Origin of the sequence: Burkholderia sp. AU30280, assembly GCF_020420125.1 — a bacterium.
Lineage (GTDB): Bacteria > Pseudomonadota > Gammaproteobacteria > Burkholderiales > Burkholderiaceae > Burkholderia.
In genome coordinates this window covers 1-11,634 of sequence record NZ_JAIZRY010000034.1, presented here as the reverse complement: position 1 = coordinate 11,634, position 11,634 = coordinate 1, and the positions used below count along the sequence as shown (strand labels likewise).

The 11,634-nt window shown below is 65.8% G+C and carries 15 protein-coding genes; 6 read left to right on the top strand and 9 right to left on the bottom strand.

Translation table 11 applies throughout. The features are described 5' to 3' along the window. Nucleotides 1-281: transposase (locus LGN17_RS36310; protein ID WP_226201544.1), on the top strand; the 281-nt coding region annotated here is incomplete at its 5' end. Between the two features lie 125 nt (nucleotides 282-406). Here the strand turns inward: LGN17_RS36310 and LGN17_RS36305 are convergent. After that, nucleotides 407-805, bottom strand: coding sequence for a GreA/GreB family elongation factor (locus LGN17_RS36305; protein ID WP_085037233.1), 399 nt, complete (start codon nucleotides 803-805; stop codon nucleotides 407-409). A gap of 512 nt (nucleotides 806-1,317) precedes the next feature. On the opposite strand from LGN17_RS36305, the gene LGN17_RS36300 reads away from it, so the two are divergent. Then, complete coding sequence (locus tag LGN17_RS36300) at nucleotides 1,318-1,647, top strand: DUF4148 domain-containing protein (protein WP_226201543.1); 330 nt, start codon at nucleotides 1,318-1,320, stop codon at nucleotides 1,645-1,647. Nucleotides 1,648-1,801: 154 nt separating this feature from the next. On the opposite strand, the gene LGN17_RS36295 is transcribed toward LGN17_RS36300, so the two are convergent. Then, nucleotides 1,802-2,263 carry a CBS domain-containing protein gene (locus tag LGN17_RS36295; RefSeq protein ID WP_175968697.1) on the bottom strand — a complete coding sequence of 154 codons (462 nt, stop codon included), beginning with the start codon at nucleotides 2,261-2,263 and terminating at the stop codon, nucleotides 1,802-1,804. A 177-nt stretch (nucleotides 2,264-2,440) separates the two neighbouring features. Here LGN17_RS36295 and ribA point away from each other — a divergent pair, with 177 nt between their 5' ends. Beyond that, nucleotides 2,441-3,091 (top strand): GTP cyclohydrolase II, encoded by a 651-nt coding sequence (ribA, locus tag LGN17_RS36290; protein ID WP_175968696.1) that lies wholly within the window; start codon nucleotides 2,441-2,443, stop codon nucleotides 3,089-3,091. 149 nt (nucleotides 3,092-3,240) lie between these two features. Next, a complete protein-coding gene (locus LGN17_RS36285) occupies nucleotides 3,241-3,807 on the top strand; it encodes a GNAT family N-acetyltransferase (RefSeq protein ID WP_226201542.1) in 567 nt (188 codons plus the stop codon). Nucleotides 3,808-3,828: 21 nt separating this feature from the next. Here the strand turns inward: LGN17_RS36285 and LGN17_RS36280 are convergent, their stop codons facing one another. Beyond that, nucleotides 3,829-4,215, bottom strand: a complete 387-nt coding sequence (locus LGN17_RS36280; protein WP_226201541.1) for a VOC family protein — start codon at nucleotides 4,213-4,215, stop codon at nucleotides 3,829-3,831. 312 nt (nucleotides 4,216-4,527) lie between these two features. Here LGN17_RS36280 and LGN17_RS36275 point away from each other — a divergent pair, with 312 nt between their 5' ends. Further along, complete coding sequence (locus LGN17_RS36275) at nucleotides 4,528-4,818, top strand: hypothetical protein (protein WP_226201540.1); 291 nt, start codon at nucleotides 4,528-4,530, stop codon at nucleotides 4,816-4,818. A 173-nt stretch (nucleotides 4,819-4,991) separates the two neighbouring features. Here LGN17_RS36275 and LGN17_RS36270 read toward each other — a convergent pair whose 3' ends face one another. The 3 genes from LGN17_RS36270 to LGN17_RS36260 all read right to left on the bottom strand — a co-directional run bounded on the left by LGN17_RS36270 (nucleotide 4,992) and on the right by LGN17_RS36260 (nucleotide 7,074). Further along, entirely contained in the window at nucleotides 4,992-5,756 is a 765-nt protein-coding gene (locus LGN17_RS36270) for a hypothetical protein (RefSeq protein ID WP_226201539.1), read from the bottom strand. Nucleotides 5,757-5,807: 51 nt separating this feature from the next. Continuing rightward, nucleotides 5,808-6,416, bottom strand: a complete 609-nt coding sequence (locus LGN17_RS36265) for an acyl-homoserine-lactone synthase (protein ID WP_226201538.1) — start codon at nucleotides 6,414-6,416, stop codon at nucleotides 5,808-5,810. 214 nt (nucleotides 6,417-6,630) lie between these two features. Then, entirely contained in the window at nucleotides 6,631-7,074 is a 444-nt protein-coding gene (locus LGN17_RS36260; protein WP_175957748.1) for a DUF4902 domain-containing protein, read from the bottom strand. 73 nt (nucleotides 7,075-7,147) lie between these two features. On the opposite strand from LGN17_RS36260, the gene LGN17_RS36255 reads away from it, so the two are divergent. Continuing rightward, complete coding sequence (locus tag LGN17_RS36255) at nucleotides 7,148-7,867, top strand: autoinducer binding domain-containing protein (RefSeq protein WP_226201537.1); 720 nt, start codon at nucleotides 7,148-7,150, stop codon at nucleotides 7,865-7,867. 46 nt (nucleotides 7,868-7,913) lie between these two features. Here the strand turns inward: LGN17_RS36255 and LGN17_RS36250 are convergent, their stop codons facing one another. The 3 genes from LGN17_RS36250 to LGN17_RS36240 all read right to left on the bottom strand — a co-directional run. Beyond that, entirely contained in the window at nucleotides 7,914-8,621 is a 708-nt protein-coding gene (locus tag LGN17_RS36250; RefSeq protein WP_175957749.1) for an MgtC/SapB family protein, read from the bottom strand. Nucleotides 8,622-8,926: 305 nt separating this feature from the next. Next, the gene (locus LGN17_RS36245) at nucleotides 8,927-10,468 is read right to left on the bottom strand and encodes a TolC family protein (protein WP_226201536.1); all 1,542 of its coding nucleotides are present in this window, start codon (nucleotides 10,466-10,468) and stop codon (nucleotides 8,927-8,929) included. Then, nucleotides 10,455-11,634, bottom strand: a 1,180-nt coding sequence (locus LGN17_RS36240; protein WP_226201535.1) for an FUSC family protein, incomplete at its 5' end; no start/stop codon positions are given. The genes LGN17_RS36240 and LGN17_RS36245, both read right to left, overlap by 14 nt.

Below are 11,634 nucleotides of genomic sequence, written 5' to 3'. Positions count from 1 at the left end.
GGCTCTGGTTCTACCGAAAGCCAGCCTGGGCGGACAAGGCTTGGGGGCAATGGTTCGAACAGGCCCAGCAAAGCGGGATTGCCGCCCTGCAAAAGTTCGCCGAGCGCTTGCAGGGCTACTGGCACGGGATCGTGACCCGCTGCCGCCATCCGCTCAATACCAGCGTTGTCGAAGGCATCAACAACACCATCAAGGTCATCAAGCGCAGGGCCTACGGGTATCGCGACGAGGAGTATTTCTTCCTCAAGATCCGCGCCGCGTTCCCCGGAATTCCGCGTTGAACCTTTTTTTTCGCCTGCGGAACGTGATGTCGGCGATACACATCGTCCGGATGCAAGAAAGCGAGGCCCGTGCCTCGCTTTCTTGCGTTGTGCGCCGCAGCGGCGCGGTGCCGCCGGCAGGTGGCTCAGCGCGTGTATTCGCCGTTGGCTTCCGGCTGGAACACGATCGCGGCGACCTTCATCAGCTTTTCGGCGCCGCTCGGCTGCATCACCTTGACCATCTGGCCGCGCTGCGTACCCAGCAGCGCCATGCCGACGGGCGAGAAGACGTTCAGGCGACCGAGTTCGAGATTGGCGGCGTCCGGATAAACAATCGTCCAGGTGGCTTGTTCCTGGGTCGCTTCGTCGAGCAACGTGATCTGCGAGTTCATCGTGACGACGTTCGCCTTGATCGCATCGGGCTGGACGATGTCGGCGCGCTCGAGCAACGTATCGAGCATCGTCTGGAAGCGCGGGTTGTGTTCGGCGTGCTTCTCGAGGCGAGCAACGTCGAGTTCGGTCAACTGGTAAAGGCGTGGTTTCATGGCAGTTCTCCAAATGATCGGCAGGGGCAGGCGTGGCATGCCTATGGGGATCGCCCGGAGCCTGTCTGACGTGGCTCCGGGAGGAGACCGAGCCGTCAGATCAGGCGCCGGGCAGGGGCGAGCGGCGCCTGGGCCGTGCGTCGAGCGAGGGGATGCGCCGGATGACCGGCGCACGCGCGCACGCCGGCCGGGCCGGACGGCGAAACCGAAAGGGGCGTGAGCGCGTACATGGTGGATGGAAGATCGACTGGTGAATAAAACCTTACGATTCTACAACACAACCTTCGGGATATGTGATTTGGCTGTTGGCAATTCGTCAGAGATTGTTGTGCAGATGAAGCAAGTTACAGCGATATCGTCAGGGATATGTCGACGATTTTTGTCAAAATCGCAACGCTGTATGTTCAAACTAAGGGTTTCCCCTCGGGAGGGTGAGAACTACACTGCATTCATTCGCTTCAGACAGTCCTGCCGAGGCGACGTCATAAGAGAACATATTCCGGAGGTAAATCATGAAGTCGATCATCTACGCAGCCATCGCCGCATCCGTCCTTGCTACCCCGATCGCATCGTTTGCACAGTCCGACCAGGGGCTGACCCGCGACCAAGTCAAGGCCGAGCTCGTGCAACTCGAACAGAACGGCTACAAGCCGCTGGCGAGCGATTCGCAGTATCCGGACAACATCCAGGCCGCCGAACAACGCATTCAACCGAACCAGCCGATGCTCGCGCAAGCCGATACGAGCGGCTACGGCGCCGTGGCAACGGGTGCCGGCCAAGCGGGCCGTCGCATGACGCGGGAAGCCGCGAATCCCGTGAACTCGGTCTACTTCGGCAACTGAACGCCCCCGGGTCTGCCCGCGCGCACCGCTTAATCGACGAGACGCGCACCAGTTGTGCGCGTCATTCGCCCGCAGGAGCAGAACCTCCGTCGCCGCATTCCGGCGGCTTTCCGCCCAGACGCTCGCGCGTTTGGGCCTTTTTTGCTGGAGCCGGTCAGGTGGACGTGACCGCGGGCGTGCCGTGGATATAGTGTTCGAGCTGGCTGATCGTGAATTGCTGATCGGCGATCACGCTCTTCACGAGGTCGCCGATCGAGATGAGGCCGACCAGCTTGCCGCCGTCGAGGACGGGCAGGTGGCGCATCCGGTGCTCGGTCATCAGCGCCATGCACTCGTCGGTGGACTGCGACGGTTCGACGTAGCGTACCTTTGCCGTCATGATTTCCTCGACGCGGGTGGCTTTCGACGAGCGGTCCTGCAGGACGACCTTGCGCGCGTAGTCGCGCTCGGTGACGATGCCCGCGATGTCGTCGCCGTCCACGACCAGCAACGCGCCGATGCCTTTTTCCGCCATCAGCTTGATGGCGTCATAGACGAGATCAGTTTTCGTGACGGTGTAGACGGTGCGGCCCGAATCCGGCTTGGCCTTGAGAAGCTGCGCGACAGTCGTGCTCATTCGCTTTCTCCGTGTGCAGGTCGACGCTGGGCAGGCAGGACGTGATGCTTGTCACCCGATGCGCCCAGTATAGCCGCGCAGGTGGCGGCAGTCGCGTGACGATTCCAGATTAGCGGTAAACTCCGGTCACGCACTATCCACACAACTCCTACATTCCTGAACGTTTCGATTGAATTCATGATGTCTTCGCGTCCCCAATCGCCCACGCCGGGCAATGGCCAGGCCGACGAGTGCGTGACGCTCGTCGCCACCGCGTCGCTGCCCACGCGCTACGGTACGTTCACGTCATACGCTTTCCGCGTATCGGGCAGCGATGCCGAACATCTCGCGCTCGTGATGGGCGACGTCGCCGGCGAGCAGTCCGTGCTGACGCGCCTTCATTCCGAATGCCTGACCGGTGACGTGTTCGGCTCGTACCGCTGCGACTGCGGCGAGCAGCTCGATCTCGCATTGCGCTACATCGCGGCCGAAGGCCGCGGCGTGCTGCTGTATCTGCGCGGGCATGAAGGGCGCGGGATCGGCCTGAGCAACAAGATCCGTGCGTACGCGCTTCAGGAGCAGGGGCGTGACACCGTCGAGGCGAACCTCGACCTCGGCCTGCCCGACGACGCCCGCGAATACGACTCGGCCGCCGCGATCCTCCGGATCCTCGGCGTGACGTCGGTGCGGCTGATGAGCAACAACCCGGCGAAGTTCGACACGCTCGCGAAGCACGGCATTCCCGTCTGCGAACGCGTGGCGCTTGCAGTGCCCGTGCGCGAGGAAAACGAGCGTTATATCCGCACGAAGCAGACGAAATTCGGGCATTACTTCGAGGAAAACGAGTAACCGCCACGAGCGCGCCGGCGCCCGTTTCTCGTCTCCTGTTCCCTGGGTCGTCGCCGGCAGAAGCGGCGGTCCCGATTTCTCCTTCGTCCGTTCCACTTTCGGGTTTGCAATGGCGCTCGCGTTACGCTGCCTGAACGATCCGTCTCCCCATGTCCACACCGTCGAAGATCGAAACCGAACGGCTGACGCTGCGCCGCTGGCAGCCGACGGATGCAGGTGCGCTGTCGGCGATGCACGCGGATCCGGCTGTAGCCGCATGGCTCGCGCGCGGCCCGATGTCCGTTGACGAAGCGAACGACGTCATCGCGCGCTTCGACGCGCATTTCGATGCACACGGTTTCGGCCCGTGGGCGATCGAGCGCCGCGCCGATGCGATGCTGATCGCGGTGTGCGGCCTGTCGCACGAAGCGCGTGCAACGCATCCGATGGCGCCGTGCGTCGAGATCGTGTGGCGGCAGGCGCGTCACGCCTGGGGGCAGGGCTACGTTACCGAAGCGGCCGCCGCCGCATTGGCCGACGGGTTCGATCGGATCGGGCTCGGCGAGATGTTCGCGTGGACGGCCGACACCAACCTGCGATCACGGCACGTGATGCAGCGGCTCGGCATGCAGCATCAGCCTGCACGCGATTTCGACCATCCAGCGTTGCCGGAAGGGCATGCGCTGCGCCGGCACGTCGTGTATGCCGCCCGCGCCGCCGGTCTGGCCGGCGCGTAACGGCTCACGCGTGTTCGTCTGTCAGCGCCACGTGCCGTTCTGCAGCACGATCCGGTAGCCGTCGGCATCCTCGAAAGTCTGGCCGGATATTTCCCAGTACGGATTGAACGACGTCACCGGCATGAAGCCATGTTCCATGGCGCGCGCGCAGGCGACTTTCCATTCCGGCCGATCGGGCAGGTAGAACACGATCAGGTCTTCGGGCGTTGGTGACGGCGCGATCGGATGGTCGGGGCAGTGCGTGAATTCGAAGTGATAGTCGAGGCCCTCGCGTCCGAGCATCACGCCGGAAAAGCCGTCGTGATCTTCAAAGCGCGCAAGAACGGACAGGTCGAGGGCGTCGCGATACATGCGCTCGGTGCGGGCGAGGTTGCTGACCGGGCGGGCAATGCGCAGATGGGCGTGCAAGATGGCCTCGGGGGCGAGTGGCGGGCCGGTCAATGATAAGCCGGCCGATCGATCCGGCTTGCGCGAGGCGAACGGATCGCGCCTCGGCGCATGTTCATCGTATTGAACGATATGGGCTCGTTTTGGCCAAACTTCCGGCCAAACGAATCGAACCGCCGTACCTCGCTCGCGAAAGTAAAAACATGACGCTTCCGATCAAATGCGCGCACCCCGTTGCAGGGGGTGCTGGTCCGTACGACCTTCGACGTCCTGCTTTTGCCTCGGCCTGCCGATCGATGGGCCGACGTGCATATCCCCGACGACCAGCCTCAAATGGGTAACCCCGATCTCCGTCGGCCGGTTACCGGCCCTTATCGCCAGTCGCGATGGGCGGGCGCGCTTGAGGTTGCCTTTGGATGGGTGGCCAAGGGAACGATGGTGCTGGCCGGACTCGCTATGGTCGCGTTGATGGCCCTGACGGGCGACGTGAGTGCGCCGGCAGACCTGCCAACGACCAAAAAGGGCTGGTTGTACCTGCTGCTGGCAATGATCGGGGCGGTGGCGCTGATATTTGCGGTGCACCACTACTGGCCGCGGCCGCCTGGTGCGCGCCCGGCAGGTTAGGCGGGGCGGAACGAGATGTGTCTCCGCAATTCGCGCAGGCAAGAAAAAGCCCGCTACATTGAGCGGGCTGAATCCATGTTTGGAGACATGGAGGAGACAGGTGCAAATTTAAGGGAAAACCCGAGTCATGGCAAGCCCTAGTTGTATCGATACAACTTCCTGTTGCGCCGCATTCACATGCCGCCAGCCCGCGCGTGGGCCGCAAATGCGCTGAAGCGCTCCTGTGCGACTGGTAATGCGTACTTGTCGCGCATCTCCGTCTCGATCCATGCACAGGCCTCGCGCGCGCAGTCGGTCAGCGCGTGCCGCGTGGCATGGCCATCGATGTCGTAGACGAAGCGCACACCGACCTCGTCGTCGGCCACCTGTCGCTCGAGCTGGTTGAGCTGCAGTTGCGGCCCATGCTGTTGCGACAGCGCACGCAATTCGTCGAAGTGATATTCGAGCCAGTCGGCAAAGAACAGCGCGTCGCTGTGGCACGGCAGCCGGAAGGCCGTGCTGCGTGACGGGCGCGGTACGGCTTCGCCGGCCGACGCGTGCGGCTCGCCGTCGGTGGCGATGGACGTGTCGACGGGCGCGAGCGGTTGCCGAATCCGGCGGTAGGGCTCGCGATCGCGCAACGCGTGCCACAGCAATTCGTCGCCGGCGGCGCCGGACGGCTGCATCGTCAGGTCATGCCGGCCTTCGTCGGCCGGCGTGATGTCGCGGATCACGAGGCGCAGCGAGCAGAGTGGTTCGTCAGCGGCCAGCAGTGTCGCCGCGCGCGGCAACCCGCAGACGAGCGGCACGGCGCCGGCGGCACGGAACACGAGGCCGCGACGGTCGAGCCGTACGAGCGGCAACGGCCGCGGAAACGACGGGTAGGCGACCGTGATGCGGGCGCCGCTGGCGCTCGTCAACCCGGGCATCATCGCGCGAAAGACCTGAGACTGGTCCACGTTGATTCTCCTTCGTTACGATGCCGCCCGGACAGAAACGCGCGTTTCGGTTCAGGCCGCGATGGCTTGCCGGGCAGCCAGCCCCGGCTCGATTCCTAGTGCAGCAAACGTTTGCGGATCGATGTCGATCCAACACGCGACCACCAGACGCCCATCGACCTGTTTCGGTGGGCCTGCGCGGTGCGCGTGTATGCCGATCCGTCGGAACAGCCGCTCCATGCTCGCGAACGTCACGCCGATCAACTGCCGTGCGCCAAGCTGCGCCGCGCATTCGACGACGGCCGCGAGCATCGGGCGCACGGCCCATTCGGCATTGCCCGGCCCGCCTTCGTCGTCGGTTGCCGCGAACCGGGACAGTTCCCAGACGGCGGCCGATTGCGGCAGCGGCATGTCTTCGGCGATCAGGTCGGCGAACAGCGACTTCAGCAGATACGGGCGCGTCGTCGGCAGCAGGCGCGCACATCCGCACATGTCGCCGCTGGCGTTTCGCGCGAACACGTACACGGTATCGTCGCGATCGAACTGGTCGCGCTCGAAGCTTTCGTTCGCCGACGGGAGCGCCCAACCAAGCTGCTCGACGAACACACGGCGCCGATAGCGCCCGAGATCCGCTGCAAGTTCGTGTGGCAACCGCCCTTCCTCGTGAACGAAGGTCCGCATGGTGTCCTCGGATCTGTGCTTTTGTATGCACGCATTACATCGCGCAGCACGAGGGGGCTGTAACTGGTAACTCTTACAGGGTGCCGTTGGAAAGACGTCGTTTAGGACGTGGTAACGGTTTCTTGATCAACGGGATTGAAAACCGTGCGGCTTTTGCTTATAAAGAGCGCCAGCATCGCGGAAATTGTCCGACGAATAGATGCGCAGCCAGTTGTCACTGGAGCGTCGGACCGGCATGATAGGCGTCGTTGTGCCCGAGCAGGGCCGACGCGACCGCGGCGGGCCAGTCGATGCACGCGAGTCGTGCGGCGAGCGCGGCGGCGGTGCGGAACATGCCGATGTCGGCGCCCGTGGCGTCGATGGCCATCACGTTGCTGCGGACGTCGCCGCCCGCGATCACGAACGTGCCCGTCGCGCGTTCGAGATACCAGTCCCAGCCGATCGTCACGTAAGCGACGCCGGCACTGGCCGGGCGATGCCATTCGGTATAGCCGGCAAGGCGTGCGTCGATTGCGCTGTCGCGCAATTCCGCAAGCAGCGATGCGTCGAGGCCGCTTGCGACATGGTCGAGCGCAAGCACGGCCAGTGCGCCTTCTGACAGGCGTACGTAGCCGTCCGGGGACGGGCCGGAGACTGGGTGCAGCAAAGGTGAAGTCATGCGCGGAATGTATCAGCCTCGAACGGGGGCTGGAACCTGACAAGTATGACAGCGTGACGTTGTCGGAGAACGAATGGAACTGCGCTGGCAGGATGCCTATCAACAATTCAGCGCCGCGGAAGACGAGCAGCAGCTCTTCCAGCGGATCGCCGCCTATTCCAAACGGCTGGGATTCGAATACTGCTGTTACGGCATTCGCGTCCCGCTGCCCGTTTCGAAGCCGGCGGTCGCGATCTTCAATACCTATCCGGACGGCTGGATGGCGCATTACCAGGCGCAGAACTACATCGAGATCGACTCGACGGTTCGCGACGGCGCGCTCAGCACCAACATGATCGTCTGGCCGGACGTCGACCGGATCGAGCCGTGCCCGCTGTGGCAGGACGCGCGTGATTTCGGGCTGTCGGTGGGCGTGGCGCAGTCGAGCTGGGCGGCCCGCGGCGCGTTCGGCCTGCTGAGCATCGCCCGCCATGCCGACCGGCTGACGCCGGCCGAAATCAACATGCTGACGCTGCAGACGAACTGGCTCGCGAACCTGTCGCACTCGCTGATGAGCCGCTTCATGGTGCCGAAGCTGTCGCCGGCGGCGGGCGTCACGCTGACCGCGCGCGAGCGCGAGGTGCTGTGCTGGACGGCCGAGGGCAAGACCGCGTGCGAAATCGGCCAGATCCTCAGTATCTCGGAGCGAACGGTCAACTTCCACGTCAACAACATCCTCGAGAAGCTGGGCGCGACGAACAAGGTCCAGGCGGTCGTCAAGGCAATCTCGGCCGGACTGATCGAGACGCCCTGACAGGGAGTGAGGGCGGCAGCGCGAGAGGTTGCTGCCGCCAGGCGGCTCACTCCATCATCGGCTCTGCTTCCTTAGCGGTCCAGCTCACGCTGGAAATGCTTTTCTCCATGCTCATCCGGCTCGCGATCTGCTCGAGCTTCTGCTGATCCTTCGGATGCAGCTTCAGTGTCGCGGTCACCTTCAGCCGGTCCGGCTGGTCGGGCACGTCCTCGCTCGTGAGGCTCTGGAACGACAGCGGCTTCGCATACATCGAGTTCGACAGCAGCGTGCGGATGTGCACCTCGTCGGAGGTCAGGCAGATCACGGTGATCTGGTATTCGCGCACGAGATCGGCGTTCGATACCGGCGTCGCGTTGATCGCCTGGCTGACGCCGCGCAGCACCGTATTGGTGAGCAGCACGACGCCCGTGCCGGCAAGTGCGGGCACGAAATGGCCGGAGCCGGACAGCACGCCGACGGCGGCCGAGCACCACAGTGTCGCGGCGGTGTTGATGCCCTGGATCGAGCCCTTGTCGCGCATGATCACGCCGCCGCCGAGAAAGCCGACGCCCGACACGACGTAGGCGGCGATCTGCGTGACGCCGGCGACGCCATTGCCGGTCAGCACGCCGAGCGTGACGAACAGGCATGCGCCGCTCGCGACGAGCGTGATGGTGCGCAGGCCGGCCGTGCGCTGGCGCATCTGGCGCTCGAGGCCGATGGCGACGCCGCAGGCGAACGCGGTGAAAAGACGGAGTGCGAAATCGAAAGTCATGGTTGTCCTGCCGTGCTAGGCGCGCGTGTCGTTTCGCGTCGCAGCGGCGCAAGGCCGAAGGCGACGCGACGATGGCCGTCATCGCGCGGTACTGTACCGCGCGAATGCGTCATTCAGTGTGAAACGGGAGGTGTGCGGCTCGCGGAACGCGAGCCCGGCAGGAGAACTGCGGCGGACAGGCGTTCAGGCGGCAAGCGGCGCACGCAACGAAGTGCTGCAACTGTCCACGATGGTTCCTGAAGGGAGAATGGGCGGCATTCTAGAGGCCTGCGGGCGCATGCGTCAACCGCCTCGCGGCGGTCGAGCTACTGCGCCGAGCCGATCGTCCCGGTCGCAAGCGCGAGCGCGGCGGCAGCGGACAGCGCCCCGGCATAGCTGTCGACCTCCGCGTTGCGGGCGGCCAGCAACTGGCTTTGCGCGATCGTCGCATCGGTGACCGAACCGACGCCGTTGCGGTACGCGGTCAGCGCCGCGTCGTAACTCGTCTGCGCGGCATCGACGAGCGCCTTCGCGGCGTCGTGCGACGCAAGGCTCGTCTGTACCGCGTTCTGCGCGGCGACGACCTGGCGAACGGCTTCCTCCTTGGTTCGCGTGAGGCGCGCGGAGGCGCTTTCCGCATCGTTGCGCGCCTGCATCAGCACCGCCGAGCGCAGGCCACCGTCGTACAGCGGAATCGTCACGCCGAGGAATACGCCGCCGCCGTAGCGGCTGCCGTTCAGGTTGACGGTCGGCGCCTGGTCTCCGATCGCGGGCAGCGCGGAGATGGACGTGCCGCCGCTCGCGTACGACGTCGACGCGGACAGGAAGATCTTCGGCATGAACGCGGCTTCCGCGGCCTTGATTTTCGCGCGATTGGCCTGTTCAAGCGCGAACGCGCCCTGCAAGTCGGGGCGGCGCGCGATCGCATCCGACACGATCGCGTCGACCGACGCGCCGAGTGCGGGCGGCAGCGGCCGCTTCGGCAGCGCGGCGATGGTCGGCTTCGACAGCGGCGAGATGCCGAGTGCGGAGACGAGGGCGAGGTAGCCGTCGCTCTCCGTGCCGTTCGCCTGCACGAGCGCGAGGTTGGCCTGCGCGCGATTCTGCGTCGCCTGCGCGAGCTCGACGACCGTGCCGACGCCGTGCTTGAGACGCGCGCGGGAGGCCGCGAGGATCGCATCCGCGTTCGCGAGGCCCTGCCGGGCGCTGAGCGCGCGCGCGCGTGCGGCTTCGTAGCGGTAGTACGCGACGGTCACGTCATGGATCACCTGCTGGTGTACGGCCGTGAACGCGACGTTCGATGCGATCGACGCCTGCTCGGCTGCTTCGACGCGCGCCGCGCGGCCGCCGAAATCGAACAGCAGCCATTGCAGCGACAGCGCGGAGATGGTGCCGTGCACGGTGGAGTTGCTCGACGAATCGCCGAGGATCGACGACGTCGTGCCGTGATTTGCCTGGTACCCGCCCATGGCCGTCGCGGACAGCCTCGGCAGGTAGGCGGTCTTGGCGAGGCCGACCGCCAGCGCGGCGTTGCGCGCGTCGTTCCACGCGATGCGGGTCAGCGGATTCGCCGATTCGGCGAGATCGATCAGCTCGGGCAGCGTGTATGCGTGCGCGGCATCGAGCGCGGCCGGCGGCGAGACTGATGCGAGCGCGGGCGACGCGGGCAGCGTGTAGTCGTGCGAACCTTGTGCGGACGCGCGCGGCGGGCCCGGCACGATGTCGCCCGCGGCCGACGTTTGTGGCTGCCACGGGCGATCGGACGCCTCCGGCGCCAGATCGATCGACGACGTCGCGCAGCCGGCCAGCGCGACGGCGGTCGCGAGGGCGGCGGCGATCGAGGCGGCCGGCGGTTCAGGTAGGCGCATGGGGGGCAGGCTCCTTCGGTGTGGCTTGACGGGCGGCATCGGCGATGCGCGCGAGCCGCGTGTCGATCAGGGTCAGCAGCGCGTCGCGTGCGGGGTCGGTTGGGTCGGTGCGCGGCGGGGTGGCCAATGGCGCGGATGGTGCTTCATGAGGCGCGGCTTCGTCGTCGCGCGGTTCGGTCACGCGGGCGAGCTGCGCGCCGAGCGCCGCGTCGCCGGGCTTGCGTTCGGCGAGCAGGAACAGCGGGCCTTCGAGCGCGCCGAGTTCCGCGAGCGCGCGCCGCCGCGTGGCGAGCCACGTCGCAGCCGGGCGCACCCACGACGGTTCATAGTGGACCAGCCCGAGCTCCTGCGTGATCGCGCCGTGGCGGGCGAACGCTTCAGCGGCGAGTGCGCGTCGTTCGGCCGGCTGCACGACCTGCGCGAGGCGCCGCCACTGGTCGATCAGCGCGGCGAGCCCGACGTCGATCTGCTTGCCGATGCTGACGGGCCAGATGCGCGTGAACACGAGATACACGACGACGTTGCCAAGCAGGATGCCGATCGTGCGATCGCGCGCGATCGTGAGATCGAAGCCGGGGCCGGCGCCCTGGATCACGCACAGGAAAAATGCGAACGCGATCTGGAAGCCGGCATACGCGATGCGTGGCGAGCCGAATGCGACCCACGCGGCGAGCCACCCGCCGGCGAACACCAGCGCCATCAGGTGGCCGACCGACGATAGCGACGGCACGACGAAGACGAGCGCCGCCGTGCCGAGCAGCGCGCCGACGATGCAGCCGAAGATCCGCAGCGTGAGCTTCTCGACCGTCTCGGCCGTCGAGCCGAGCGACACGATGTAGCAGGTGACGACGCACGTATGGATGCCAGACCAGTCGAGCTGCGAATACAGCAGGTAGCAGAAGATCGCCGCGGCGGTCGTCTTCAGCGCGTAGCGGATGTGGTCGGGATTGGTGCGCGCGTCGGGCAGGAAGAAGCCGCCGCGTGGCGCGGGGGGCGGGGCGGCTGCGGATCCGGATGCGTCGGGTGCTGTCGTCGGAGTCGACGAAGCCGACGAAGCCGACGAAGCCGACGAAGCCGACGAAGCCGACGAAGCCGACGAAGCCGACGAAGCCGACGAAGCCGACGAAGCCGACGAAGCCGACGAAGCCGACGAAGCCGACGAAGCC

What these genes read in the sequence shown, in the direction of transcription:
- LGN17_RS36305 (WP_085037233.1), bottom strand. Translation starts at nt 805, where the DNA reads ATGAAACCACGCCTTTACCAGTTGACCGAACTCGACGTTGCTCGCCTC.
- LGN17_RS36300 (WP_226201543.1), top strand. Translation starts at nt 1,318, where the DNA reads ATGAAGTCGATCATCTACGCAGCCATCGCCGCATCCGTCCTTGCTACC.
- LGN17_RS36295 (WP_175968697.1), bottom strand. Translation starts at nt 2,263, where the DNA reads ATGAGCACGACTGTCGCGCAGCTTCTCAAGGCCAAGCCGGATTCGGGC.
- ribA (WP_175968696.1), top strand. Translation starts at nt 2,441, where the DNA reads ATGATGTCTTCGCGTCCCCAATCGCCCACGCCGGGCAATGGCCAGGCC.
- LGN17_RS36285 (WP_226201542.1), top strand. Translation starts at nt 3,241, where the DNA reads ATGTCCACACCGTCGAAGATCGAAACCGAACGGCTGACGCTGCGCCGC.
- LGN17_RS36275 (WP_226201540.1), top strand. Translation starts at nt 4,528, where the DNA reads ATGGGTAACCCCGATCTCCGTCGGCCGGTTACCGGCCCTTATCGCCAG.
- LGN17_RS36265 (WP_226201538.1), bottom strand. Translation starts at nt 6,416, where the DNA reads ATGCGGACCTTCGTTCACGAGGAAGGGCGGTTGCCACACGAACTTGCA.
- LGN17_RS36260 (WP_175957748.1), bottom strand. Translation starts at nt 7,074, where the DNA reads ATGACTTCACCTTTGCTGCACCCAGTCTCCGGCCCGTCCCCGGACGGC.
- LGN17_RS36255 (WP_226201537.1), top strand. Translation starts at nt 7,148, where the DNA reads ATGGAACTGCGCTGGCAGGATGCCTATCAACAATTCAGCGCCGCGGAA.
- LGN17_RS36250 (WP_175957749.1), bottom strand. Translation starts at nt 8,621, where the DNA reads ATGACTTTCGATTTCGCACTCCGTCTTTTCACCGCGTTCGCCTGCGGC.
- LGN17_RS36245 (WP_226201536.1), bottom strand. Translation starts at nt 10,468, where the DNA reads ATGCGCCTACCTGAACCGCCGGCCGCCTCGATCGCCGCCGCCCTCGCG.